This is a genomic window from Allobosea sp. TBD101, assembly GCF_059817965.1.
On record NZ_CM187543.1, the window covers coordinates 4,619,526 to 4,644,627 of the forward strand.

Genomic DNA, 25,102 nt, shown 5'->3' on the forward strand with positions numbered 1-25,102 from the left:
ACAGGGCGATGGGCGGGCCGATACCGGCAGCGACGCGGAAGGCCAACAACGCGAAAGCGAAAATCCGCTCCCGCGTCGAGCATGTCTTCGCTGAGCAAAAGGCGAGGATGGGCCTCTTCGTGCGCACCGTCGGCATCGCCAGGGCGAAGACGAAAATCGGCATGGCCATTCTCGCCTACAACATCCGCCGGCTGGCCTGGCTCACGCGGGGCGCCGCAGCGTAGTCCGCCGCAGCGGGATCACGGGGCCAGCGCCTGCATCCGGGCTGACGGGCGCACCCAGGATCACGTCGCCTCTACGGCCTCAGGCAGTGCCAAAAATGCCTGCACACCAAAAGGGCGGGGTTCTTCGAACCGTCCAGTTGCGAACAGGGCACCGACCGCCCGGGGCCGGATGGTTTGGCCCTCGCGTATCAGGAACAACGCGTCGAGCCCGAGCCGCCGCGCGAGCTCCGCCCCCTCCCCGGCACCGAAGACCATCAGCGCAGTCGCCCAGGCGTCGGCTTCGGCGCAGGTCCGCGCCACCACAGTGACCGAGGCCGGCGACCTCGTCAGGGGCGCGCCGCGGCGCGGGTCCATCGTATGCGACAGACGGCGACCTCCGACGTCCATCCAGTGTCGATAGTCGCCCGAAGTGGCTACCGCGGCGTCCTGCAGAACAAGCATCGAATGCGGCGCACGGGAGGTTGGGTCGGGTTTCTCGACGGCGATCGTCCACGGCTCGTCGTCGGGGCGCAGGCCAAGGGCCCGCATCTCGCCGTCGATGCCGACCAGCCCGCTGGTGATGCCGAATCCGCGCAGCGTCTCGGCCAGCCGGTCGACGCCATAGCCCTTGGCGATGCCATTGAGGTCGAGGACGATGGGAGCGCTCTTGCGCGCCTCGCCGCCCTCGACATTCAGCTCCAGCACCTCGTATGCGGCCTGTCGCGGGGCTTCGAGCGCCTTGCGGATCAGGGCCCGATCTGCGCCGGACGGGCCGAAACCCCAGGCGCCCACGGCGTCGCCCATGCCGATGTCGAAGGCGCCAGCCGAGGAGCGGCCGATTTCCAGCGCGAGCCCCAGAACCTTCATCAGCTGTTCCGGCACGCCTATCCATTGCCCCACCGGGCCGGCGTTAAGGCGCATCAGGTCGCTGTGCGGCTTCCAGTTGGACATCTGCTCGTCCACCTCGTCCACCGCAGCCTGAAGCGCGCTGCGAACCGGTGTCGGGTCGAAGGCTCCAGTCGTGTAGAACAGCGCGGACCAGCGCGTGCCCATCGTGGGCCCGCTCAGCGCCTGGCGGCCCGGATCAGAAGACATCTTCGACATAGCGTCCCTCCGCCCGGAGCAGAGCCGGCGTCAGCCCGACGGGGGCGAGAATGTCGGTGAGAGCCGCGGAGATGCCGGCTGCCATGTCGCGCCCGCCGCACACCATGACCCGAGCGCCCTTGCGAACCATGCGTGCGATCTCGCCTCCCTCTTCGCGCAGCACATCCTGCACATAGCTGGGCTGCCGCGAGCGCGAGCAGGCCGTCGCGAGCCGCAGGAGCTGCCCGCTCTGCTGCCAACCCTTCAGCTCCTCGCCATAGAGAAAATCGCTGTCGGGATGCCGCATTCCGAAGAACAGACAGATGGGACGGCGCCGGACATTTGCCCTGATGAAGCCTGCCAGCGGCCCGATGCCCGTCCCCGCTCCGATGAGAATGAGGGGCGCGATGTCGCGGCTGGCATGGAAGCCGGGGTTCTGCCGCATGAAGGCGTTGACCTTATCGCCAGGTTGCAGCTCGAAAAGCTGGCCTGAGCACAGGCCGGCGGGATGCTTTCTGACGACGATCTCGATGAAGCCGTCACGGTACCCGGACGCCAGCGAGTAGAACCGGGGAATGGCAGAGCGTTCCGGCAGGACGCCGAGGAGATCTCCGGCCACGAAGCGCCCGAAACCGCGACCGGTGAGCCGCAGCCAGAACGGCGGCTTCGGCAGCGCAAAGCGCAGGATGGCGGTCGGCGCCTGCACGTCGGCGCCATAATCGCGGCGCGAAACGAGCGTCAGCGGGAAGGCCGCCGGCCGGACCGGGTGGTGGACGAGTTCCAGCGCAATGCCCATCGCCGCCCCCAGCGACCGGCCCCAGCCGGCGAAATCCTGCGGCGACTGGCGGTTCACCGTCATGAACGGAACCAGCATGCGCCAGCCCCCCGCCTCCGCCATGTCGGCGACGGCCTGTGCAAAAGCGCAGTATCCGGGAAAGCTGCGATCGCCGAAGCCGACAACCGCCAGCGCGACCGGCGGGGCCGCAGGCAGGGATTTCAGCCGGTCGAGAAATCCGCGCGCCGAGGCAGGCGCAGCGCCGTCGCCATAGGTCGCGGTCAGGATCAGGATGCGCCGCGCCTGCCGGTAACGGGCCGGCTCGAAGGACGACATCGGCGCGGCGTGAACGGTCTGCCCGGCCGCCGAGAGCGCCGCATGCAGCGTCGTGGCGAATCCCCATGTGCTGCCGCCCTCAGACCCGACGAGCAGGATCGTCTCGGCGCGCCCGGCGGCAGCATTGCCGTGGATGCGCGGACGAGCACGCCAGCCTGCGAACCACAGGACGAAGCCCGTTCCGACCATCACGGGTACGCTGAGCGCCATGAAGCCGAGGACCAGCCCCAGGACAGCGGCGCCCCGTCCGGTGTGCAGCATGTAGATGGCTTCCGAGACGCGCTGCCATGCGCTTGGATCGCTCCAGGCCAGCAGCGCACCGGTTCCCTGGTCGAGATGGCCGGTGCCGCGATCCGTCTTGAGCGTGAAGACATCGGTCGCATCGGCCGGATCGGGAAAGGACAGGCTGCGCAGCTCGGAAGCCGATGTGCGCTTCAGAACATCCATGTCTGCGACGGGCATCCCTGTCCGGCCGCTTCCCTCGACCTCCGTCACGGGCGATGACGGCCCGTCGGGCAGGAGGTCGAAGGTCGAGGCCGTCATCCACAAGGCCGTGGCCGAAGACAGGAGCAGGCCGGCGACAGCGATGCGCGCGAGCTCGACATGCAGGCGCGCCGCGAACGGCCCGCGCAACGGCGAGAACCAGCGCCGCCAGCCCCCTGCCCGCCGCGCGACGAGCATGGCGCCGGAAACGGCCAGCACCAGCATGGCGACGGCACCGGCCGCCATCGCCATGCGGCCCCCGTCACCGAAAAGGAGCGAGCGATGCAGCCTGGTCAACCAGCGCTCGAACGGATTCGGATCGGCAGAGGCGATGTCCCGCCCTGTCGCCGGGTCCATGACCGCCGCCCGCGGCACGCCGTTCTCGGCCCAGTAGGCGGTAATCCGGCCCGAAGGTTTCCGCCTAATCTGCTCGACCTCGGGATGAACCGCCTGGATGCGCTCGGCCAGCTCCGCGGTCGAAAGCGCGGCCGGCTGGACCGAGGAGAGGCGTTCGACGACCGGGAATATCGAGAGGAGCGCACCGCTCAGACTGAGCACCAGCACCAGAAGGCCGGCCACAAGACCCGGCCAGCGATGAACAACGCGGATCATGCCGGCCACCGCTCAGAACGAATAAGCCAGGCTCGAGACATAGCGCCGGCCACCGACCGGCGTTTTCGCGCCGGCGGTCGTCAGCGGCACGGCGACCTCGTTCGGACTGTCGCGCATGTCCTCCACGGCAGCATCGACATGCAGGGTATAGCCTGCATCGAAGAGCGCATCAGCGAGATCGAGCGAAATCTCGAGTGTGCGCCCCGCGCCGACACTCGCGCCCGTGATGCCGTTGATCTCGGTGGAGTTGCCCCCGGTCGCGCGATGCCAGCCCGACAGATGCGCGTAGTATTTCGACTTGCGGCCGGCCATCCACAGGCTGCCGGCATAGCCCCCCTGGGCATTCGTGAGATAGATCGCGAGATAGGCGCCATCGCCGCCATAGTTGGTCAGCGTCGTGGTGAGCTTGAGCGGTCTGGCCTGGGCAAGACAGGGCAATGTGAGTGCCGCGGCTAACGCGATGGTCGGCATGATCTTCTTCATGGTAGCTGAACCTCCTTTGCCCGACAGCGGGAACGGCATGTTCCGGCCGGTCAGCATCGAACCGCACCGGCAAAGGCACTGCCCTGCCATCCGGCACGATCAACCTGGGACGACCTGCTGACAGCCTCCTGACGCGGTGGCGGTTTCAGCTTCAGCCAGCTGTCAGGAAACGTCGGGATCGCATTGCGCCCGGCGGCCATCCCGCATTGGAAGGGATGGAAAATGCCACGCCTCTCCTGCCCTCCCCGCCTGGACCGATGCGGGAAGGGCCGGAGAGGCGGAAGGAACGATCCGCCTGCCTTCTCAGCGTAGGCTCATCCGCCGCAGCGTCCCGTCGCGCATGACGAACTGGTGCCAGATCGCCATCAGGGCGTGCAGCCCGGCAAGGATGAGGATGAAGGTGCCGCCATTCTCGTGAAGTTCGGCGATCACGCCGGGACGTCCCTGCACAGGCGCCGCGATCGAGGGCAGGTGCAGGCCGAGGAAGGAGACGGATACGCCCATGCGAGAGGCGGCGTACCAGCCGGTGATCGGCAAGGCGATCAGCAGCAGATAGAGCAGCCCGTGCCCGATCTTGGCGCCGATGGCGAGCCAGCCATGCTGCGGGCCGCCATCGGGCGCAGGCTCCACCAGCCGCAGGATCAGCCGGGGAACGACCAGAACCAGGACCGCAAGGCCCAGCCAGAAATGCAGCAGCGGCGGATTGCGGACCACCTCCCGGCCGCCTTCTGCCGTCAGCCATGCGCCAAGCACGGCGAGGGCCGTTACCCAGTGAATGACGACCAGAGTTTTCGAATAGCGCGCGGTTGCGACGGACATGGCTATTTCTCCAGCATTGGGCAGAAGGGTGCAGCGTGCGGGACAGGGAGGCCCAGCCCGCTTATTTCACCGTGGCTTTCGGTGGCTCGCCGCGTTCGAACGGGGATTTCGGAGACGCCGGGCCGGATGGATCGACCGAGCCGGTGGCGGCGGAGGAGCGCCGTTCATGACGGTGGCCGCCGTCGCTGCGGGTCCTGCGCTTGATCTTGACGATCTCCAGAGTCGCGGGATCGATCTTGGCCTTGAACGGTTGCCCGGCTTCGTCAGTGCCCCTGATCTGGTAGCAACCGTCGTCGATCCTGAGACGGTCCACCTGCCAGCCCCGTGCCTGCGCCATCGCCTGCACGGCCTCGCGGGGCTGCCACCTCCCCAGGGGGACGTCGCAATCGTCATCGGCCATCGCAACTCCTGATCCTGCGATGGCAAGGAGCAGCAGGCCCGCGACGAACGGCTTTACCATGGCATTTGTCCCTGATCAGCGTTCACATGCCGAAATGATGGCAGTCTTTCCTGACGCGTAGCTGAAGCGTGAAGGGCGCGGCCCTTCAGGAAGCTGACAGGTTCCGCAGGCAACAGGTCTCGGACAGATGGGATTGCGACTTCATGAGAGTTCTTCTGATCGAGGACGACACGATCCTCGGAGCCGCGGTGCGCGACCATATCCTCGGGGACAACCATTCAGTGGACTGGGTCGGCCGCCTCGACCGAGCCGCCGAGCATCTCGACAGCGCAGCCTATGATCTGGTCCTGCTGGATCTGATGCTTCCCGACGGGCGGGGGATCGCGTTTCTGCGCGACCTGCGCCGCAAGGGCTGCGTCACGCCGGTCATCATCCTGACAGCGCTGGACCAGATCTCCGACCGCATCGAGGGGCTCAATGCGGGAGCGGACGATTACATGACCAAGCCGTTCGACCTTGCGGAACTGTCCGCAAGGCTCAACGCGGTTGCCCGCCGCTACAGCGGCAATCCCAATCCGCTCGTCGAGATCGGCGGCCTGCAGATCGACCTAGCGGCGCGGACGGTCATGAAAATCGGGCGACTCATCGCCCTGACCGCGCGCGAATGGGCGCTTTTCGAGGCCTTCGTCCAGCGCCCCGGCCAGGTGATGTCCAAGGCCCAGCTGGAAGACCGGCTCTATGCCTTCGGCGCCGAAGTCGAAAGCAACACGATCGAGGTCCATGTCAGCCGCCTGCGCAAGAAGCTTGGCCCCGATGTCGTCCACACGGTGCGAGGCATCGGCTATCGGCTGGGAAGCGCACGATGATCGCGCCGAAGAGCCTGCAATGGCGCCTGTCGCTCTCGCTGGGCCTGGGCATCGCGCTGGTCTGGGCAGTGGCCGCCGCGGTGACGGCCCAGAATCTGCGCCATCAGATGGATGAGGTCTTCGACAGCGAGCTTGCGGAAACCGGTCAGCGTCTGCTGCCACTGGCGGTGCGCGACATCATCGGGCGCGACAGCGACGACTCAGCCAGCCAGAGCGTCGCGACAATGCGCGAGCATGACGAGCACTTCACCTATGTCGTGCGGAACGCCGAAGGACAGACGCTGCTGCGCTCGCACAGAGCCGACCCGGCGATCTTTCCGCCGTTCAGCGGCATGGGCTTCTCCGATACGCCGACCCACCGTCTCTATTCGGATGCCGCGCTGCAGGGCACGATCACAATCACCGTCGCCGAGCCGCAGACCCGCCGCCGCGCTGTCGCACGGGAGGTGCTCGTCGGCCTGGCCCGCCCGCTCGCCCTGATCGTTCCGCTCAGCCTGATCGGCGTATGGGCCGTCGTGCGCCTGTCGACGACGAGCCTGCGGCGCTTCCGCTCCGAGATCGAGCGCCGGGGCGCGGGCGACCTGACCGCAGTCCCCGCCGGCGACCTGCCCTCGGAAATCCAGCCGGTCGCTCAGGCGGTGAACCAGTTGCTGGAGCGCCTCAGGCGCGCCCTGGAGGCTGAGCGCAGTTTCGCCGCCAACTCCGCGCATGAATTGCGCACGCCGGTGGCGGCCGCGCTGGCGCAGGCGCAGAGACTGATCATCGAAACGACCGACGCCGCCGTACGCAAGCGCGCTCGCGACATTGAAGTCGCCTTGCGACGGCTCTCCGGCCTTTCGGAAAAGCTGATGCAGTTGGCAAGGGCAGAAGGAGGCCGCCTCCATGGCGCCGAGCCGGTCGACACCGGCACCATCCTCCGGATGATCGTGGATGAACTGGGCGCCAACGTAGGCGGCGCCGGGCGAGTCGAGCTGGCCTTGCCCGATGCCCCGGTGCTCGCCCGCATCGATCCGGACGCATTCGCGATCCTGACGCGGAACCTGATCGAGAATGCGCTGAAGCACGGCTCGCAGACCGAGCCGGTCCGTGTGACGCTGTCGATGGACGGCCTGCTGCGCGTCACCAATGCGGGGCCGGCCGTGCCGCAAGATCTGCTCGCCCGCCTGCTCCACCCGTTCGAGCGCGGTCATGCGCGGGCGCAAGGCGCCGGCCTCGGGCTGGCCATCGCGAAGGCGATCGCTACGGGCACCGGCAGCAGTCTCGAGCTGATCTCCCCGATGGAGGGACGCGAAGACGGCTTCGAGGCGCGGCTCCGGATCGGCCGACTGGCCTGATCCGGCCGGGAGGCTGCGACCTTTTGCTTCGCAAACCACGTCATCGCAAAATATGCATCTTTAATGAATGTTTATGGATTGCCTCGGCAGGTGAACTGAAGCCGGCGCTGGCTGGACGTTTTCTCGGACAAGCAGACTCAGCGTTCCTTCTACATTCGCACCGCACTCGTCGGCAGCTCAACGAACTCGTCGTAGCTTTCAGGACCGGCAGCGACGCAGACCCGACCATTCGCCGGGTCCCGGCGCCGGTTGTCACGCCCCATCAACGCTCAGCCGCTCTGATACCGGCCGGCGGGCCTGGGCTCCTTCAGCAGCTTGCCGAGCAGGCTTTCACCGCAGCACCCAGAAAGGCCGCCAATGCCGACAAGCACCATGCCACCGGCTGGGCGGAATTCTAGAAAACTCCCGCTTGATGGCTGCGGACGGTATTCTCGCGTCGTTGCGAACGAGGCGGGGGTTTAAGTCGCCCCCCACTTCTTGACCGTTCCTCCGACGACGTCCAGCGTCACCGGGTGAATTCTGACCCGCAGGATGTTCCCGTTAACATCCGTCACCTGGAGCCGATAACATCCGTCTCCGATCCTCACCCTGGAGATGGTCCAGCCGAATTCGTCTGCGAGTTTCGACACGGCCGCCAAGGATTGTCTTGGCTCTGCCGGCTTCCGGCATCCATCGTCAGCCAAGGCTGCTGCTGTCGGTGTCGCCACAAGAAGGGCGATCATAGCCAACATCTTTTGCATGTCCTGCTCCTCGGTTCAGGTTGTCGATGCAAAAGCCTATGCTGCGAAGCTGACGCGTTGCTGAAGCCTTCCAACGCTTGACGTCAGCAATGCGTCAGAAACCGGAGCACCTGGGTTCTGCATAAGGCGCGCGCAATGGGCTGGCCGCCTGCAGGCGGAACTGGTGCGGGTCACCGAGGAGCGTGACATCCTAAAAAAAGCCATCGCGTACTTCGCCAAGGATGCAAAGTGACCCGAAGGGCCGCGCGAAGCAGCGAGTTACGCGTTTGTGGCCGAGCATCGCCGCCAATTCCCGGTGCGGGCGATGTGTCGCTGCCTGCGCATCCTGCCCAGCGGTTTCTATGCCTGACTGAAGAACCCGTTGAGCCGGCGAGCCCAGGAGGATGCGCGCCAGATCGAGCTTCTCGATAAGGCCTGGAAGGAGAGCGGCCGGGTCTATGGCTACTGCAAGCTACATGACGACCTGCTCGATCAGGGCGAGATCAGTTGCGCCAACCGCGTCGCCCGCCTGGCAAGGTTGGCCGGAATCAAGGCCCAGATCGGCTATCGGCGCCGGCCGGGATCTCATGGCGGCAAGCCGTCGGTCGTGGTCGACAACACCCTGGCCCGACAGTTCGATGTTGATGCGCAGGACAAGGCGTGGGTGACGGACATCCCCTACATCAGGACCCCGGAGGGCTTCGCCTACAGAAGCAGCCCATCACCCGTACGGCGAGGAGATCGTGTTCTTCTGCCCGACAGACGTCAAGCCTCCGGGACTGCGATCGGATCCCACGGTTCCTCCAGACGCCGTACCGTCATGTCGCAGGCGGGCACGCCTCAGCCTGACCTGTCGCCGCAGGGCGCATCATAACGCGATCCACCGGTGCAGTCGCCGATCCGGCTCTCGCGTCGCCAGCGATATCGCTCTCATTTCGTTGTAACTCCCTCGCGCTCAGCCTTGGCATTCCGCGAGATCGAGGTCGAGCCTGCCGTCTTGGAGGAAAGCCTCGATGGCGGGCTCGAACGGCGAGGGATCGAGCCCGTTCGCTTCCAGCCAGGCATCGTCGTAGTAGCTGTTGGAATAGCGGTCGCCGGAGTCGCAGATCAGGGTCACCAGCGACCCCGCCTCGCCCGCACTCGCCATGCGCGCCGCATGGAAGCACATCGCGGCGAAGTTCGTGCCGGTCGAACCGCCGACGCGCCGCCCGAGCCAACGCGAGAGCACCCGCATCGCCGCCAGCGAGACGGCATCCGGCACGCGCAGCATGGTGTCGATCACACCCGGCACAAAGGAGGGTTCCACACGCGGCCTTCCGATGCCCTCGATGCGCGAGGGGCGATCGCAGCGGCAGCCGAGATTGCGCGTGGAGAAACCCTCGAAGAAGGCGGAGCGCTCGACATCGGCCACGGAAAGCCGCGTCCCGTGGCGCTTGTAGCGGATGTAGTGGCCGATCGTCGCGGTGGTGCCGCCTGTTCCCGCGCTCATAACGACCCAGGACGGGATCGGGTGGCGCTCGCTCGCCAGTTGCTGGAATATCGACTCGGCGATGTTGTTGTTGCCGCGCCAATCGGTCGCCCTCTCGGCATGGGTGAACTGATCCATGAAATGGCCGGACAGGCGCGCCGCCAATTCGGCGGATTCGGCATAGATCCGTTCGCCATCGTCGATGAAATGGCACAGGCCGCCGTAATGCTCGATCGCGGCGATCTTCTCCGGCGAGGTGAAGCGCGGCATGACGGCGAAGAACGGGACGCCGATCATGCGGGCGAAATAGGCCTCCGACACCGCAGTCGAGCCTGACGAGGCCTCGACCACCGCCGTGCCTTCCCGGATGAAGCCGTTGCACAGCGCATAGAGGAACAGCGAGCGCGCCAGCCGGTGCTTCAGGCTGCCGGTCGGATGTGTCGATTCATCCTTCAGGTACAGGTCGATCCCGGCCAGCGCCGGCACATCAAGCTTCCAGAGATGTGTATCGGCGGAGCGGCGCTGGTCCGCTTCGATCGCGGCAATCGCGCGGTCCACCCAGTTCCGGGCCGATCCCATCGCGTCCGCGCACCGCTCCATTTCCATTCAATCCCTCCCTCCGCCGCCGTGCGGACCAGGGGCCGACAACTGGCCACGGTTCTTTGCCGGCGCAAAGCCCCCAGAATCACTGCCCTCAATCCGCGATGCTCCTGGAACCCGCGCGGTTACGATATCGCCCGAGCATCCTGGCGCAGTGCCCTGACGGTTTCCATGTTCGGGCAATACCGGCCGTGTCGCAGGGGAGCGTCTTGCTGGCTGAGCTCGCTGCGGCACCGGCGCGTCATCGCGCACCCCGCACAGACGATCGTCATGTCCCGCATCACGCTTGCTTGCCGGCGAGCCAGCTGTTCGGGGTCGATACCCAAGCGCTCCAGGAGGCGAGGAAGCAAAGCGGAGTCCGAGTCGCGACGAGATACGAGCTGGCGCAGGTCGGCCTCGGGAATGGCGTTGTCCCGGGCCAGTTCGGCCATCGCCGCCGGGCCGAGCGCCTCCAGTTTTCTTAGGTAGGATTGAACGCGCCACCATTGGCGAACCGCTTCGACGATCTGCATGGCCACCTCCACGCCCCCAACGTGACTATCGTCCCGCCGGCAGCGTCGTTCGTTGCGCTATCTCAAACCTCCCGCCACGGACGCCCGTTCGAGCAATGCCGCACTTCACCTCCGCCCGCCCAATCCCATTGGGAGATTGGCCGCGGCGGCACCATGCCATGATTGTTCGACGCAAAACTGGAATTTACAATGCTCATTTTAAGTCATAAGATACATCCCGAATACATCTTTTAAGGAAACTCCCGATGACCGGCCGTCCGCAGCAGGGTACCGGCACCGACAGAACGTTGGTGCCGATGCTGATATGGGGACTTGTTCTGGTCGTTGTCGGAATGGCCTTCGTCATGCTCTTCGTATAGCGATCGCTCGGTTTCCGCGGGCGGCTGCGGCGAAGGGCTCGTCTCGTCGGGATGGAACGGTCTGTCGGGGCAATTGGCCGGAACATGCGGGATGGCTCATGCGACTGACGCGATTTTCCGATTATTCACTCAGGGTCCTGATGTATGCGGCAAGCCGGGATGAGCGCCTGATCACGATCGAGGAGACGGCCGCGACCTACCGGATTTCACGCGCGCATCTGACGAAGGTCTGCCATCAGCTCACCAGGACCGGTTTCCTCCGAGCTGTCCGCGGTCGCTCCGGCGGACTTGCTCTGGCCAAAGCGCCGTCCGAGATCTGGATCGGCGAGGTCCTGCGCCTGACGGAGCCGGATTTCGCGCTGGTCGAGTGCTTCGGCGGTGGCAAGGACTGCGTGATCGCGTCACGCTGCCGGCTTCAGGGCGTCCTTCATGAGGCGCTGGCCGCCTTCCTCGCCGCGATCGATCGCTACACCCTGGCCGATCTGATGCTGAACCCGGTGGATTTCGGCCTCGCGCCGGCGGCTTGAGGCGGGGCGTTGTGGCAACGCTCCGTGTGGCGCGCGGCAGGAAGGAGCGGCCATAAGATGCGACTGGTATTCGACCAAGCCTTCGGCCTCGACGAAGACAGCTTGCACGACGTCGTCGCGACGCTGAGCGAGCGGTTGCGTGCGCATCCCCGCCTGCGCCGCCCGCTCGACCGTGTCGTCGGCAACCGCTGGGCCGAATTCGAGCACGACCTCACGCATTTCATCGCGGCGCTGGGCGCACGCACTGGCGATCATGGCGGCGGCTTGGCGGCGCTGTTCGAGGCGTTTCCGGAACTGGCGCCCGAGCACGTCGTCGATGTGCGCGATCTCTTCGTCGAGACTGCGCTGGCAATCCTGCCTCTTCATGCTGCTGCTTCGCTGTCGGACCTGGCTGACAGCGTCTGTGATCTGACCTTGCGCGCGTTGCGTCCGCCGCCGAGCGAAACCAGCGCGATGCCGCTGGCCCGCCGTATCAGCGCGGCCGAGGACGCCCTGCGGATCGGTGTCGGTCTCGGATAGGCCGGGACGCGCGTTCACGCGATCTCCGCGGAACCACGCCGTCCATCCCGGGTTGTATGGGTCCGGAGCGTGTTGGCGGGAGACGCCGCGGCGCTCATGATCGCCGCCGGCTGCTGACAGGCGATAGCCCTCCCGCCAGCCGTGCTGGAGATCGAAGATGGGCGTTCGGGAACGGATCCGTGATCTCACCGGCCGGGCCATCATGCAGGTGATCGCCAAGCCTTCCAAAGCCTACGCGCCGTTCACGCCCTCCGACCCCGCGGCACTACGACGGAGCCTGCAACCGGGCGACGTCTTGCTGATCGAGGGAAACCAGCGCGTATCGACTGTGATCAAGTATATGACGCAGTCGACGTGGTCCCACGCCGCCCTGTTCGTCGGCGACGCCCTGGCTGCCCGCGGCGAGGCTGATGACGGCGCCAAGCTGGTCGAAGTCGATCTGTCGGCGGGCTGCATCGCCGTGCCGCTGACCAAATACACACAATACACCACCCGCATCTGCCGCCCGGTCGGCTTGTCGAAGAAGGCCTGTTCCTTTCGGCAAGCCGGGTCCCAGATCTTCTGCGGCAACACGACCGACGAGGCGAGCTGCTTTTTGCGATCCGGATGTTTTCGACGCCATGGCCGCAAACGTGATCCGATCTGCTGCAAAGGCGTTGAAGGCAGGCTTCGACGCAAGCCTGCCAACCTGCTGGGTGGCCTCGGATGGATAAGCTGCGACAGCGGCGTGTCGTCCTGAAGCAGGCTGCCCGGTCCTTGACACAGCGCAAATCCACCAGACATTCTGTAGTTTAGAATTATTCCAATTTATTGATTGATCGACGCCTGCTTGTCAGGTGACGGGCGGGTTTTATCGAACCGACGCCTTCGCCGACCAAGCATGATCGTTCAATCCTGCAACGCCTGTTCGAAAGCTGTGCCCATGCGCGCCCTTCACAAGGAAAACCATCTCATCGAACGCATAGGCTGGCTTCGGGCGGCGGTGCTGGGTGCGAATGACGGATTGATCTCGACTTCGAGTCTGATCGTCGGCGTCGCCGCCGCGACCGCAGCCTCGCATGAAATCCTCGTTGCCGGCGTGGCTGGGCTCGTGGCGGGAGCCATGTCGATGGCCGCGGGCGAATATGTGTCGGTCAGCTCGCAGGCCGATACCGAAGAAGCCGACATGGCACGCGAGCGTCATGAACTGGCGACGCAGCCCGAGGCTGAACTGGCCGAGCTCGCCGCGATCTATGAGCAGCGCGGAGTGGCTCCGGAGCTGGCCCGGCAAGTCGCCAAACAAATGATGGCGAAGAATGCGTTCGAAGCGCATGCACGGGACGAACTCGGACTCGCGAGCCATGTGATGGCGATGCCCGTCCAGGCCGCATTCACCTCGGCGGTGACGTTCGCGGCGGGTGCTGCTCTGCCGCTGATCGTCGCCGTGCTTGCTCCCGCTGGAACAGCGGCATGGACCGTATCCATAGCCTGCCTCATCGGCCTTGCGGTGCTTGGCGCGGTCGGTGCCCGAGCTGGCGGCGCCAGCATCTGGAAGCCCACCGTCCGGGTGGTGTTCTGGGGCGCCGTCGCGATGGCCTCGACCGCGATGATCGGCTCTCTCATCGGCCGGGCGGTGTGACGATGAAACGTCTGTCGTTCGATTTCGAGACTGTCATGTCCGGCCTGGCGATCCTGGGAATGATCCTGGCGGTCATTGGGACCTGGCCGCCGGCCGAAGGGATCTCCGCTCTGAGATGGCCCGGCCTTGTATTGGTTTATACTGCCGGCGGTATCCCCGCCGCCTGGAGTGCCCTGTCCGCGCTGTGGCGCGAGCACGTCCTCGACATAGACCTGCTGATGGTGGTCGCAGCCATAGCCGCTGCTGCCGTTGGAGCGCCGTTCGAGGGCGCCGTGCTACTGACGCTTTTCAGCGTGTCGACCACGCTTGAACACCAGGCTTTGGGGCGTGCGCGCCGTGCCGTCGAGGCCCTGATGGCGTTACGCCCGGAAACAGCTTTCCGCAAAGGAGAGGATGGGACCACGGTGGAGGTTCCCGCTTCCGAGTTGGTCGTCGGCGATGTGGTGGTGCTGCGCCCGGGCGCACGCGTGCCGACCGACGGCGTGATCTTGCACGGCCGCGGCGGCATCGACGAGGCCAATATCACCGGCGAGTCCATGCCGGTCTCCAAGGAACCGGGGCAACAGGTCTTCGAGGCCACGGTCAATCTCGACGGGGTCCTGGACGTGACCGTCACCCGGACGGTCGGCGACAGCACGATCGCACGCATGATCCAGCTCGTGACCGAGGCTCAGGAAGCGAAGGCGCCGTCCGAGCGCTTCAGCGCATGGTTCGGCCAGCGTTATACCATCGCTGTCCTGCTGGGAGCCGGTCTCGCCTTCGCGGCCTTCTATTGGCTTGGCCGGGACTGGGAGCAGGCCCTTTACAGGGCCGCGACTCTTCTGGTCGCGGCCAGCCCCTGCGCGATCGTCATATCGGTTCCCGCCGCGATCCTGTCGGCCCTCTCCGCCGCGGCGCGAGGCGGCGTCCTGTTCAAAGGGGGCGGCGCGCTCGAAACCCTCGCCGCGGTCGATACCTTTGCCTTCGACAAGACCGGAACCCTGACCAATGGTCGAGCGGCGGTGACGTTCATCGTTGCCCTGGACGGAGAGGAACGCCGCTTTCTTTCTCTTCTGGCTGGGCTGGAAGCCCATTCGGAGCATCATGTCGCGGCGGCCATCCGCCGGCAGGCTGTTGCGAACGGCATCGAGCCGACGAAGGTCGTGGACGTCAGCTCCCGCCCGAGCGCCGGTATCATTGGCCACGACGCGTTTGGCCCGATATGGGCCGGGAACGCCCACCTCGCCGCCGAGATGGGCGCTTCCGTCGATGATCCCGCATTCCGTGAACTCGCCGACAGTTCCCAGACCGTGGTTTACCTCGGGCGCGGCGCGACTGTTCTGGGTGCCGTCAGCGTCGCGGACGAAGCAAGAGCCAGTTCTGCTCCGGCGCTGGCTGCGCTTCGCGCCGGAGGCGTCAACCGCATCGTCATGATGACAGGTGACCGCAGGCCGGTGGCCTTGCGCATCGGTGCGGAACTTGGCCTTGCTCCCGATGAGGTTCATGCCGAGATGCTGCCGCAGGACAAGGTGCTCCAGGTCGGCGACCTCGCGCGTGATGGCAAGGTCGCCTTCGTCGGCGATGGCGTCAACGATGCCGCCGCATTGGCTCGTGCCGATGTCGGTATCGCGATGGGGGCAGCGGGGTCGGACGTCGCACTGCAGGCCGCCGACGTCGCCCTGCTGTCAGAAGACATGAAGAAGCTGGCCGATGCTCACCGTCTGGCACGCCGGACGGCTGCGATCATCCGGCAGAACCTCGTCGTCGCGATCGGCGCCATGCTGGTGCTGGTGACCGGCGGCCTGTTCTTCGATCTGCCGCTTCCGCTCGCGGTGATCGGACATGAGGGCGGTACCGTTCTGGTCGTGCTGAATGGTCTGCGCCTCCTGTCGGACGGGATACGCGGTGGTGATGGGAGTGCACCCGTTCAATGCCAGCCCGATCCTCCGACCTCAGTGCGCCCAGAGTTCCCATCGCGGACAACATCGCCCACCGCATCGTGACGCAGCCCGGCAGCGAATGCGTGGGCGCCAGATCTTCTCCTGCCACGGAAACCCGCGAAAGATCGCACATGCTTACGATGACATCGCTCGGCGCGGCCGGAACCGTCACAGGATCAAAGCACCTCCTCACCTACGAGGGTCATCATGTCCTCATCGACTGCGGCCTGTTCCAGGGGCTCAAGAACCTGCGTGAACTGAACTGGGAGAAGCTGCCGGTCCAACCGGAGACGATCGAGGCCGTCATCCTGACGCATGCCCATCTTGATCACTCCGGATACCTGCCCCGGCTCGTCCGGGACAGCTTCCGCGGCAGGATCTACGCGACAGAGTCGACGCGGGACGTCGCCGAACTGATCCTGACGGATAGTGCCTTCCTGCAGGAGAAGGATGCCGAGTTCCTCAACCGGCACCATTTGTCGAAGCACACCCCCGCTTTACCCCTCTATGGCGTGCACGATGCACGGCGGGCTCTTGAACATATTTCGACCGTGCCATTCGACAAGACGATTACGCTGCCCAGCAGCCTGACGCTGCGTTTCCGCCACGCCGGCCATATTCTGGGCGCTGCGCATGCGGAGATCCACTGGGGAGGCCGCAGCCTGGTGTTTTCAGGCGATATCGGGCGCTACAACGATGCGTTGTTTCCAGATCCCGTATCGGGCGGAGAGCCCGACTACATCGTGATCGAATCCACCTATGGCGACCGGGTTCATCCGGCGGAGGATCCGGCCGAGGCGCTCGGCGCGATCGCCGAACGCACCGTGAAACGCGGCGGCACGCTCGTCATACCGGCCTTTGCCGTCGGCCGGGCACAGCAGCTTCTCTATTATTTCTGGAGACTGAAGCTGGCCGGGCGCCTCGCTTCCATCTCGATCTTCCTGGACAGCCCGATGGCAGCCGACGCAACCGAGATGATGTGCCGCCATCCGCACGACCATAAACTGGATCACGCGACATGCCGTGAAGCCTTCGGCATCGCCCAGTACGCCAACGATGTCGAAGCGTCGAAGGCGATCACGGCGAGCAGGTATCCGAAGATCGTCATCGCTGCCTCCGGCATGGCAACCGGAGGGCGCGTGTTGCACCATCTCAAGACATTTGGCCCCGATCCGAGATGCACGATCCTGCTTTCTGGTTTCCAGGCTCCCGGAACACGCGGGCGTACGCTGCAGCAGGGCGCGAAGGACCTCAAGATTCACGGGGATTGGGTGCCGATCAAGGCGGAGGTTGCACAGTTGGACATGCTGTCGGCCCATGCCGACAGCAACGAACTGATGCGTTGGCTTTCGGGATTCAGGCGCGCGCCGCGGCGTGTGTTCATTGTCCACGGGGAACCGGAAGCCTCCGAGGCGCTCCGCGTCCGGATCGAGCGCGAACTGGGCTGGCCGGGTGTCGTGCCACGGCAGGATCAGGAGTTCCGCCTGTGAATAGGAGCATCCACCGACGCCTGCCGTGACCCCGGTTGCGCTAGATCAAGAAAGATGCAGCACGAATAGCGTAAGAGGGACACAGATCTCTCGCAAAATCCGCCGAAACCCCTCCGGGTTCTGTGGAAGACTGAAATGGAGGACATGGATCTTGGTCGAAACCAGGGAACTCGCCCCAGCCTTCCGCCATGTGCGGCTGCTTTGCGCGCGCGACCAGGGTCATCCGGACGGAGACCGTGAGGAAGGCTACGATCTTCTGTTGCCGCTCGACCGGGAAGGCTTCCTCGATCCTCACGAATGGAAGAAATCCCAGGAATTCTGTCGCGTCCGGTATTTTCAGAAGGGCGAGACGGTCAGGGTCGGTCGGTTGCGGCGCAAGCCCGGCGGCCAATGGTATTTTGATTACGAGGAGGGTGACCGGGACACCGAGACCGGTTTCCGCCTGGGCGAGGAATGTTTCCGCCTCGGAGAATATGTCTCGATCGGGCGGGGACACGAGTTTCACACTTATCAGGTCGCGCGCGTCGAAAAGCCCTGACGCCGGACCGCTGCTGTACAAAGGAGAGCAGAACCTTGTCCAATACCCCGCATACGCTTGGCGATGAGTTCCCGGAACAGATGGACGCTATTCATGCCCTCAAGGCGAAAAGCCCGGAATTTGCGCATATTCTGACGGAATACGATGAGGTCAATGACCGAATTCATCGGGCCGAGGCGCGTCTCGACGCCATTTCCGAAGAAGCTGAAGCGACGCTGCGCCGTCAGCGCCTCGCACTGAAGGACAGGATTACGGCCGCGCTCGAAAGAATCTGATCGCAATGGTGTGGCCGCCGTAGCGGCCACACTTGCTCACACGCGGCTCCAGCACTGTCTGGACAGAACTCCCGTCTGGCTGCGCATTGCGAGCCGCGCGGTCGACAGCGCGGTGTCGGCGATCGCGGCGCCCGCCCCACAATCACTCCGGGCCAGCCACCCAGCGCGGGCCCAAGATGCTGGACAATGTGACCGCGACGAAAGCCTGAGGAAATTGCCCCGGCAGCCGCCTTTCTAGCCTGGGTCCAAGCCGCCCAAGCGCCATGCCTCGATCGACGGTGCGGTGGCGGCGGCCATGGCGGTGCACTGCGCCTCTGCCGGCTCCGGCGGATCGATCTACAATGATGTTGAGGCCCGGCCGGGAGGCATGTTGACGGCCCGCTCCGCCGCGCTCTTCCTGCTCTCCGCCTCGCTCGGGCTCATCGTCAGGGTGTTGTCCGGAAGCCCGTACCCGTCTGGCAGTCACGCCGCCTTCAGGGCTTTCTCCACCGCATCCGGCGCTCGGTCGATCACCTTGAGAAACGCCTGTGCCGTGCGGTCCATCTGCCTCCGGCCCTGCTCCCAGTCCCGGAGCGTTGCGGCGCTGAGGCCGAACTTCTTCGCGAAGGCGTCCTGAGACAACCCGAGGCGCTTGCGGATGGCGGCGACGTCAACCGCGTCCACCGTGATCGTGCGCATTGGCTTCGCCTTGCCCTGCGCAATCGCCAGCGCCTCATTAGCGCTCTCCAGCAGTTCCTCACCGAACTTCGTCATGTCACTGGCCTCCTGTCTTCGCCCACGCCCTGCCGCCTTGGCCTGCCTCTCGAACACCGAAGTCAGCAGGACGCTATGCATGTCATCTTATACGGCATTGCCGTAGTACCATCCAGTACGATCAGCGGTATGGCTCGCAGCTTTCCAAGTCGTCTTCGTCGAATACGATTTCTGCCACGGCATAGGGCAGCCCCTGCCCCCTCGGCTTCCGCCTGGTTTCGGTTGAGCGCGCCCTTCACAATCGCGTCGCCTTGTTTGCTGGCCTTCTCGACCCGATCCATGCGGATCGCGGTGACGATGCGCGTACCAACATCGGTGCAGCGCCAGACGCCGCCACCGCTTTGAAATTCAACACCAATCCTAAGTCGACAAGCTTCATGTCTAGCGCCCCCCGGATTGAGCAGCTCTTGCTGCACGACGTGTCTTCTTCCAGAACTGCCGCTTAATCCGTCGCAGAACTCCACACCGCGAGCGCGGGATGCGACACGCCCGGCGCGAGAAAGCATCGCTCTCCATCCCGCTCAAATCCCCGCCCGCCCATCTTGGCGATATTCATCCTGCTTTCTTCGCCGGCCAGCTCGGCATCCTGCCATAGCTCAACGAGAAGGCGCAGCGCCAACGCGACGAATGCAACCAGGCTCAAATGGCCGAAAATGCATATCGGCTCATGACAACCGGGTGGCGAAAAACAGGGCCACACCTGGCCCCCACAGGCGCCACAAGCGAGGAGCGACAATGATCAGGCGGCGCCGCAGGGCTTTAACCTCAGACCCTGCCGTTCGCCGCGTGGTCGCCCGTGGGCTCGGAAAACCAGCACGATCCGGTCGAAATGGGCTACTCGAACTCATCCTTGGTCTTGGCGCGGTAGGGGTTGCAGGCCCTGGGATGGAAGCCATAATGCCGCGCGATGTCGACGAGGGCGCGATTGTAGATGATGCCGCCGATCTCGGCCTTGCCGATCACGGCGGTCTTCATCCGATCGTAGAGCACTTCGTTGGGAGAGCCGCCCAACGCCTCGAAGGCGGCGACGTGGCAGCGCAGCACCGTCGGCAGGTCCTGATGGACGACGAAGCGTGCCCAGATCAATCGACTGAACTCGAGCACCATGGAGAACAGCCAGACGATCCTCGGCGTCGTCGGCTCGTCGGTGAAGACGACCGGGAACTGGGCGAAATCGACCTGAGCCTGTTCCCCGGGCGGCGTCACGAAGCGCACCTCGAAACCCTGATCGGCAGCGGCGGACATGGCATACCTCCTGAACCTGTCTCGCGCGACCGATGCTCAGCCGCCGGATTTGGCCGGAGCTGGCGCCTTGTCAGGATTGGGCACCGGCGATGGAACTCCTCCGGCCTCGCTTTTGCGGAATTGATTGACCACATCGCCCGTCGATTCGTTCAAGCAGACCGTCTGGAAAATCGAATATCCCCTGGGGCAGACGTCCTGGGCCCCCTGTGCGAAAGAGAGGTCCGGCGCCGACAGGAGGCTGAGCAGGCAGGTTGCGATGCGGCTGGCTTTTCCGGAGCACCGAAACGTGCCGTGGGCGTTTAATGCGGAGACCATGATCGTTTCCCTTCTTGACGGTGTTGATGCCGGAATGGCCGGCCGCCTGCGCCTCGTGCAGTAGTGTCGGCCGGCCTTGGAAAGATCAGTTGAGCGCCGCCGCGACCCTGGCGATCCCCGCCTTGGCGCAGATTTCGTCCTTGTCGCCACCAGGCGCGCCGGAGACCCCGACTGCGCCGATCGTCTCGGTGCCGACCTTGATCGGCACGCCACCGCCGATCGCGATGACGCCCGGAATCTGGCGCAGCGCCGCGGCATCGCCGCTGGCCGTCGCCGCGGCGAACTCCAGCGAGGTCTGGTTGCGGGTCCGGGCCGTGTAGGCCTTCATGCGGGCGAACTCGATGGTGTGCGGCGCAGTACCGTCGCCGCGCAGCGCCGCAGCGAGCTGCCCCGCCTTGTCGACGACGACCACGGAAACCCGGAACGAGGTCTTGGCGCATTCCTCGACTGCACCGACGATGATGGCCTGCGCCATCGCCATCGAGACGTTCTTTTCAACTTGAGGCGCTTGCGCATGGGCTGCCATCGGCAGACAAAATGCAGCGAATGCGACCAACGATGTCGTCTTCATGGGACAGGCTCCGGCAGGCGCCGTTCGGCGCTTGGGGTTGCGGGTTCGGAGGCAGGATTGGACGCCTCGAATTCAGTCGAGGCCCCATTTCGTCTTGATCGCAGCGACGGTGCCGGCCGCCTCCAGCTTGGACAGCGAGCGGTCGATCTTCATCAGCAGGTCGGCATCACCCTTACGCACCGCAAAGGCGAGTTGACCGACGAGGATGGGCTGATAGCTCGCGACCGTCCGCAGTCCTGTGTCCCCGCTCATCCGCAGCAGGAAATTGGCCTGCAAGCCGTTCTCGATGATCCCCTCGACGCTGCCAGCCTGGAGCTTGGCGATCGATTCCGGCGGCGTGGCCGAAAGTGAGATGTCGGCACCAGCCTCCTCGAGCGGCTTGACATAGGAGCTGCCGCGCGATGCCGCGATCTTCATCCCCTTGAGGTCGGTGACAGACTTGAAGGCAGCGTTGTTCGAGGCCTTTACGATCAGGACATCGCGATAACTGCCATAGGGATGCGTGAAATCGACGATCTTCTGACGCTCGGGCGTGATGCCGAAAGATCCCGCAATGGCATCGATCCTCCGCTCGATCAGCGCCTGCTGCAGTTCACCGAACGGCATCGCCTGGAACTGCAGGCTGAGGCCGGCATCGGCGCTGACCGCCTGCATGATCTCGACGGCGAACCCCTCTGGCGCCTTGGTCTCCTGGTTCAGGCCGGATGCCGGCTGGCCGGCTGGCGTGATGCCGACCTTGACCAAGGTCTGCGCCTGGGCGGCCGGTATCGCGGTCCAGAGGCTTGCGACGAGAGCGCCTGCGATCCCGATTTTCATGATGTCGTCCTCGCTTGCTGGAGCAGATGCCCCGATCGCCAGGACGATAGGCGCCGGCATCGAGCCGCGACATTATCCGCAGGTGCCACCGGCGAGCTCCTCGCGGGAGCGTGGGCCAACAAGCAAACATTTGTCTTTACAGGAGAATTTTCCAAACCGACGCAGCAACGCTGGTGCCAGCACTTCGGTATCAGCCGCTAGGCATCGGCCCTCCGCTACGGCATTCTTGTCGTTCTTGGGGGAGGTCGACATGCGCAATCGACGCGAACTTTTGGTCATGACAGCTTGTGCAGCTGCCTCTCGCAGCCTCGCGGCGACGCCAGGCCGGATCAGGCGCATCGGCTGGCTGACGGCCCAGCTGGCGGCAAGCCTCTCGCCCTATCTCGACGCACTGCGCGAGGGGCTCGTGGAGCAGAAGCTTGTTCCCGGGGAAAGCATCGAAATCCTCTATCGCTACGGCGACGACAGGATGGAGCGTGTTCCCGCCTTGGCGCGTGAGCTCGTCGAGAGTGGCGTCGAGCTCCTGATCGTGCAGGGTGCCGCGATCCCGGACGTGCTCAAGCTCGGATTACCCGTCCCGATCATTTTCGTCACGAGCGCCGATCCGATCTCCGCCGGCTTCGCGAAAAGCCTCTCCCAGCCTTCCGGCAATTGCACCGGCGTCACCTTCATGGCTTTCGAACTGCTCGGGAAGCGGCTGGAACTGCTGAAGGAGATCATCCCGAAACTGAATCGCGTCGCCGTGCTCGGCAACCCGCGTCACGCGGGCTCGGATATCGAGCGCGCCTCCTCCGAAGAAGCCGGGCATCGCCTCGGGATCGCGATCGACTTTATCGCCACGCCGAACAGCGACGCGGTGCTGGCGGCGCGGGCCGATCTCGCGCGTCTTCGGCCGGACGCGATCTCGCTATTGCCCGACGGTTTCGCCATTGCGCATCGCAAGGCGATCATGGCGGTCGCGAACGAGGAACGCATTCCCGTCATCTCCGGCTGGCCGGTCTTCGCCCAGGCCGGCGCGCTCTGTACCTACGGCCCGCGATTGTCACTGATCTACCGTCGCGTCGCGTTTTTCGTGGCGCGAATCCTCGCCGGCGCCAAGCCAGGCGACCTGCCGGTGGAGCGCCCGACGCAGTTCGAACTCATCCTGAACCAGACGGCAGCACGCTCCTTCAACCTAGCCTTTTCGCGCGCGATTCTGGCCCGCGCTGACGAGGTGATCGAGTGAGGCCAGCCAGTCGGCGCAGCTTGGCTCATCCCGGACATTTTATCCGGAGGTTGGGGCGTCGATTGTCGATGAAGGTCGCCGCAGCGATCGCGGGCGTCGCGGCGCTCGTGCTCGTCTGCGCCGGCGGCATGAGCTTGTGGCTTATCCTCGGCGCCCAGATGAGGACAGTGACAGCGCTGCATCAGTTGCAGGCCGCGACGGCGGCCGAACGCATCCTGCGTTTCGTCGACGAGCTCGAAGCGCATCTGCGCTGGCTGATCGCGCCGTCCTGGTCGAGCACGAACGAGGATGATCGGCGGATTGATGCGCTGCGAACCTTGCGGGGCCTGGCGCCGGTCAGCACGCTGCGGCTACTCGATCCGCAAGGCCTGGAGCAGCTGCGCGTGTCGCGCCTGGGGCCGGATGTCGTCGCCTCGGGTGCCGATCTCGGTCGGACGGATGCCTATCTCGCCGCGCGCAGAGAGGGGCGCCATGTCGGCCCGGTCTATTTCCAGGACGGCTCGGAGCCCTACGTCACTATCTATCTCGGCGGCACCTCTGCCCGGCAAGGCAGCGTGGTCGCGGACGTCAATCTCAAGCTGATCTGGGACATCGTCGCGGCAAGCCGCATCGGCGAGGCCGGCCGCATGCTGCTGGTGGACGATGCGGGGCGCCTGATCTCGCATCCCGATATCAGTCTCGTCCTGCGGCGCGCCGACGTCTCGGCCCTGCCGCAGGTCCGGGCGGCATTGGCATCGTCGCGATCCGGCGGGGGAACGGTGCTCGTCGCGGGCCGCGATCTCGACGGGCAGGAGATCCTGTCGGCGCATGCCCGTTTGCCGTCGCTCGGCTGGAGCGTCATCACCGAACTGCCGCGGGCCGAGGTGCTGGCGCCCGTTTATGCCTCCATCCGCCTGTCGCTCGTCGCCTTGCTGGGTGGGCTCGTGGCGGCGGTCGTCTGCGGCATCCTGATCGCGCGGCACATGATCCGACCGATCGAGACGCTGACGGCCGGCGCGGCCCGGATCGGCGCAGGAGCCCTCGACCACCGGATCGCGATCGCGCGCTCCGACGAATTCGCGGAGCTCGGCGAGCGCTTCAACGAGATGGCCGACAGCCTCCAGGCCGAGCGGGCGACGCTCGAGCACAAGGTTGCGCAGAGGACGCAAGAACTGGCGCGCGCCAATCAGGCCAAGTCCCGGTTCCTGGCCAGCGCCAGCCACGACCTGCGCCAACCTCTGCATGCCTTGAGCCTCTTCATCGACGAATTGCATGCCACTCCGACAAGAGACCGGCGGGTGCGCCTTAACGGCAAGCTCGCCGAAGCCGTCGGCAGCCTCAACAGCATGTTCGACGCGATCTTGGATACCTCGAAGATCGAGGCAGGCGCGATCAAGCCAGTCCTGTCCCGCTTTCCTGTCGCCCCGCTCTGCGAGGGCCTGCGAGTGCTCTTCGTGCCGGCTGCCGCGGCCAAGGGCCTGGATTTGGAGATCGGCAGCAGCACGCTCTGGGTCGAGAGCGATGCCTTGCTCCTGCAACGCATCGTACAGAATCTGATGGCGAATGCGATCCGCTACACCGACAAGGGCAGCGTCGCGCTTTCTTGCAGCGAAAGCGACGGCCTGCTGTCGATCGCGGTCACGGATACCGGCCCTGGTGTTCCCGCAGCGATGCAGTCCGACATCTTCGGAGAGTTTTTCCGAGCGCCGACAACCGGCCAAAGCGGCGAGCGCGGACTCGGGCTCGGGCTCTTCATCGTCGCAAGCTTCGCGCGCCTGCTGAACCACCCGATCAGCCTGGTTTCGGCGCCAGGTCGAGGCTCTACCTTCGCGATACGGGTGCCCGTGGCCCCGCCGATCGCCGAGCCTTTCCCGATGGCCGATCTCCAGCGCCATGCCTACTTCGGTCAGGGGCGTCATGCAGCGGTGCTTGGCGACAATCCGGCCGCGCGGAACGCGACCGCTGTCCTGCTCCGTTCATGGGGCTTCGAGGTTTGGAACGCAGTATCGCCGGCCGAACTGGACGATACCCCCATCGATCTCCTCGTCGCTGACCACGACGACATCGTCACAGGCGGCGGGATCGCGGCCATTACGGCGATGCGGAAACGGCGGCCCGGTTTGCGGATCATCTTGCTCAGTGGGCAGCCGGAAGCTCTGCAGCAGCGTGATTCCGGTGCCGCTGCCGATGTGTTGCGCAAACCCGTGCTGCCGATTGCCCTGCGCGCCGCCATCACAAAGGTGATGGCCGGGTCATGACA

At 65.2% G+C, this 25,102-nt stretch carries 25 protein-coding genes and 3 pseudogenes; 14 read left to right on the forward strand and 14 right to left on the reverse strand.

Going from position 1 to position 25,102, the window contains the following annotated elements; all coding sequences use genetic code 11:
- Positions 1-65: 65 nt before the first annotated feature.
- Positions 66-224, forward strand: a pseudogene (locus AC6RIC_RS22545) (IS5/IS1182 family transposase); the annotation flags it as partial.
- 60 nt (positions 225-284) lie between these two features.
- On the opposite strand, the gene AC6RIC_RS22550 reads toward AC6RIC_RS22545, so the two are convergent.
- The 5 genes from AC6RIC_RS22550 to AC6RIC_RS22570 form a co-directional block, all read right to left on the reverse strand.
- Complete coding sequence (locus tag AC6RIC_RS22550) at positions 285-1,307, reverse strand: FAD:protein FMN transferase (protein ID WP_454658235.1); 1,023 nt, start codon at positions 1,305-1,307, stop codon at positions 285-287.
- Positions 1,288-3,492 (reverse strand): PepSY domain-containing protein, encoded by a 2,205-nt coding sequence (locus AC6RIC_RS22555; RefSeq protein ID WP_499733987.1) that lies wholly within the window; start codon positions 3,490-3,492, stop codon positions 1,288-1,290. The genes AC6RIC_RS22550 and AC6RIC_RS22555 overlap by 20 nt, the downstream gene beginning before the upstream one ends.
- Positions 3,493-3,504: 12 nt before the next feature.
- A complete protein-coding gene (locus AC6RIC_RS22560; RefSeq protein ID WP_454658237.1) occupies positions 3,505-3,975 on the reverse strand; it encodes a DUF2271 domain-containing protein in 471 nt (156 codons plus the stop codon).
- A gap of 303 nt (positions 3,976-4,278) precedes the next feature.
- Positions 4,279-4,794, reverse strand: a complete 516-nt coding sequence (locus AC6RIC_RS22565; protein WP_499733988.1) for a cytochrome b — start codon at positions 4,792-4,794, stop codon at positions 4,279-4,281.
- A 61-nt stretch (positions 4,795-4,855) separates the two neighbouring features.
- The gene (locus AC6RIC_RS22570; protein WP_499733989.1) at positions 4,856-5,194 is read right to left on the reverse strand and encodes a PepSY domain-containing protein; all 339 of its coding nucleotides are present in this window, start codon (positions 5,192-5,194) and stop codon (positions 4,856-4,858) included.
- Positions 5,195-5,397: 203 nt separating this feature from the next.
- Between AC6RIC_RS22570 and AC6RIC_RS22575 the strand changes: the two genes are divergently transcribed.
- Entirely contained in the window at positions 5,398-6,060 is a 663-nt protein-coding gene (locus tag AC6RIC_RS22575; protein ID WP_454658240.1) for a response regulator transcription factor, read from the forward strand.
- Positions 6,057-7,394 carry a sensor histidine kinase gene (locus AC6RIC_RS22580; protein ID WP_499733990.1) on the forward strand — a complete coding sequence of 446 codons (1,338 nt, stop codon included), beginning with the start codon at positions 6,057-6,059 and terminating at the stop codon, positions 7,392-7,394. Before AC6RIC_RS22575 ends, AC6RIC_RS22580 begins: the two co-directional genes overlap by 4 nt.
- A gap of 458 nt (positions 7,395-7,852) precedes the next feature.
- Here the strand turns inward: AC6RIC_RS22580 and AC6RIC_RS22585 are convergent, their stop codons facing one another.
- Positions 7,853-8,134 (reverse strand): PepSY domain-containing protein, encoded by a 282-nt coding sequence (locus AC6RIC_RS22585; protein ID WP_499733991.1) that lies wholly within the window; start codon positions 8,132-8,134, stop codon positions 7,853-7,855.
- Between the two features lie 145 nt (positions 8,135-8,279).
- Here AC6RIC_RS22585 and AC6RIC_RS22590 point away from each other — a divergent pair.
- A pseudogene (locus AC6RIC_RS22590) lies at positions 8,280-8,822 on the forward strand (IS3 family transposase); the annotation flags it as partial.
- Between the two features lie 246 nt (positions 8,823-9,068).
- Here AC6RIC_RS22590 and AC6RIC_RS22595 read toward each other — a convergent pair.
- Positions 9,069-10,187: a PLP-dependent cysteine synthase family protein gene (locus AC6RIC_RS22595; RefSeq protein ID WP_499733992.1), complete on the reverse strand. Its 1,119-nt coding sequence runs from the start codon at positions 10,185-10,187 to the stop codon at positions 9,069-9,071.
- A gap of 119 nt (positions 10,188-10,306) precedes the next feature.
- On the reverse strand, positions 10,307-10,693 hold the full coding sequence (locus AC6RIC_RS22600; protein ID WP_499733993.1) for a DUF6455 family protein: 387 nt from the start codon (positions 10,691-10,693) through the stop codon (positions 10,307-10,309).
- A 457-nt stretch (positions 10,694-11,150) separates the two neighbouring features.
- Between AC6RIC_RS22600 and AC6RIC_RS22605 the strand changes: the two genes are divergently transcribed.
- From AC6RIC_RS22605 to AC6RIC_RS22640, 8 genes are all read left to right on the forward strand, one after another.
- Positions 11,151-11,579: an RrF2 family transcriptional regulator gene (locus AC6RIC_RS22605; protein ID WP_499733994.1), complete on the forward strand. Its 429-nt coding sequence runs from the start codon at positions 11,151-11,153 to the stop codon at positions 11,577-11,579.
- 57 nt (positions 11,580-11,636) lie between these two features.
- Entirely contained in the window at positions 11,637-12,098 is a 462-nt protein-coding gene (locus AC6RIC_RS22610) for a globin family protein (protein WP_454658246.1), read from the forward strand.
- A gap of 157 nt (positions 12,099-12,255) precedes the next feature.
- The gene (locus AC6RIC_RS22615) at positions 12,256-12,837 is read left to right on the forward strand and encodes a hypothetical protein (RefSeq protein ID WP_499733995.1); all 582 of its coding nucleotides are present in this window, start codon (positions 12,256-12,258) and stop codon (positions 12,835-12,837) included.
- A gap of 183 nt (positions 12,838-13,020) precedes the next feature.
- Entirely contained in the window at positions 13,021-13,716 is a 696-nt protein-coding gene (locus AC6RIC_RS22620; protein WP_499736647.1) for a VIT1/CCC1 transporter family protein, read from the forward strand.
- A 2-nt stretch (positions 13,717-13,718) separates the two neighbouring features.
- Positions 13,719-15,698: a heavy metal translocating P-type ATPase gene (locus AC6RIC_RS22625; RefSeq protein ID WP_499733996.1), complete on the forward strand. Its 1,980-nt coding sequence runs from the start codon at positions 13,719-13,721 to the stop codon at positions 15,696-15,698.
- A 68-nt stretch (positions 15,699-15,766) separates the two neighbouring features.
- A complete protein-coding gene (locus tag AC6RIC_RS22630; protein ID WP_499733997.1) occupies positions 15,767-17,125 on the forward strand; it encodes an MBL fold metallo-hydrolase RNA specificity domain-containing protein in 1,359 nt (452 codons plus the stop codon).
- A 151-nt stretch (positions 17,126-17,276) separates the two neighbouring features.
- Entirely contained in the window at positions 17,277-17,663 is a 387-nt protein-coding gene (locus AC6RIC_RS22635) for a hypothetical protein (RefSeq protein ID WP_499733998.1), read from the forward strand.
- A 35-nt stretch (positions 17,664-17,698) separates the two neighbouring features.
- Complete coding sequence (locus AC6RIC_RS22640) at positions 17,699-17,938, forward strand: HP1242/YdcH family protein (RefSeq protein ID WP_499733999.1); 240 nt, start codon at positions 17,699-17,701, stop codon at positions 17,936-17,938.
- A gap of 462 nt (positions 17,939-18,400) precedes the next feature.
- Here AC6RIC_RS22640 and AC6RIC_RS22645 read toward each other — a convergent pair whose 3' ends face one another.
- The 6 genes and pseudogenes from AC6RIC_RS22645 to AC6RIC_RS22670 all read right to left on the reverse strand — a co-directional run bounded on the left by AC6RIC_RS22645 (position 18,401) and on the right by AC6RIC_RS22670 (position 21,638).
- Positions 18,401-18,691, reverse strand: a complete 291-nt coding sequence (locus tag AC6RIC_RS22645) for a helix-turn-helix domain-containing protein (RefSeq protein WP_499734000.1) — start codon at positions 18,689-18,691, stop codon at positions 18,401-18,403.
- A 442-nt stretch (positions 18,692-19,133) separates the two neighbouring features.
- On the reverse strand, positions 19,134-19,334 hold the full coding sequence (locus AC6RIC_RS22650) for a hypothetical protein (protein WP_499734001.1): 201 nt from the start codon (positions 19,332-19,334) through the stop codon (positions 19,134-19,136).
- Positions 19,335-19,528: 194 nt separating this feature from the next.
- Positions 19,529-19,918: pseudogene (locus AC6RIC_RS22655) on the reverse strand (DDE-type integrase/transposase/recombinase); the annotation flags it as partial.
- A 54-nt stretch (positions 19,919-19,972) separates the two neighbouring features.
- Positions 19,973-20,251, reverse strand: a complete 279-nt coding sequence (locus AC6RIC_RS22660) for a hypothetical protein (protein WP_499734002.1) — start codon at positions 20,249-20,251, stop codon at positions 19,973-19,975.
- An 85-nt stretch (positions 20,252-20,336) separates the two neighbouring features.
- Positions 20,337-20,822, reverse strand: coding sequence for a GlcG/HbpS family heme-binding protein (locus tag AC6RIC_RS22665; RefSeq protein ID WP_488847248.1), 486 nt, complete (start codon positions 20,820-20,822; stop codon positions 20,337-20,339).
- A gap of 72 nt (positions 20,823-20,894) precedes the next feature.
- Positions 20,895-21,638: a substrate-binding periplasmic protein gene (locus tag AC6RIC_RS22670; protein ID WP_499734003.1), complete on the reverse strand. Its 744-nt coding sequence runs from the start codon at positions 21,636-21,638 to the stop codon at positions 20,895-20,897.
- A 250-nt stretch (positions 21,639-21,888) separates the two neighbouring features.
- On the opposite strand from AC6RIC_RS22670, the gene AC6RIC_RS22675 reads away from it, so the two are divergent.
- Together AC6RIC_RS22675 and AC6RIC_RS22680 are read left to right on the forward strand one after the other, a co-directional pair.
- Positions 21,889-22,863: an ABC transporter substrate-binding protein gene (locus tag AC6RIC_RS22675; RefSeq protein WP_499734004.1), complete on the forward strand. Its 975-nt coding sequence runs from the start codon at positions 21,889-21,891 to the stop codon at positions 22,861-22,863.
- Positions 22,864-22,931: 68 nt separating this feature from the next.
- The gene (locus AC6RIC_RS22680; RefSeq protein WP_499734005.1) at positions 22,932-25,100 is read left to right on the forward strand and encodes a sensor histidine kinase; all 2,169 of its coding nucleotides are present in this window, start codon (positions 22,932-22,934) and stop codon (positions 25,098-25,100) included.
- Positions 25,101-25,102: the final 2 nt, after the last annotated feature.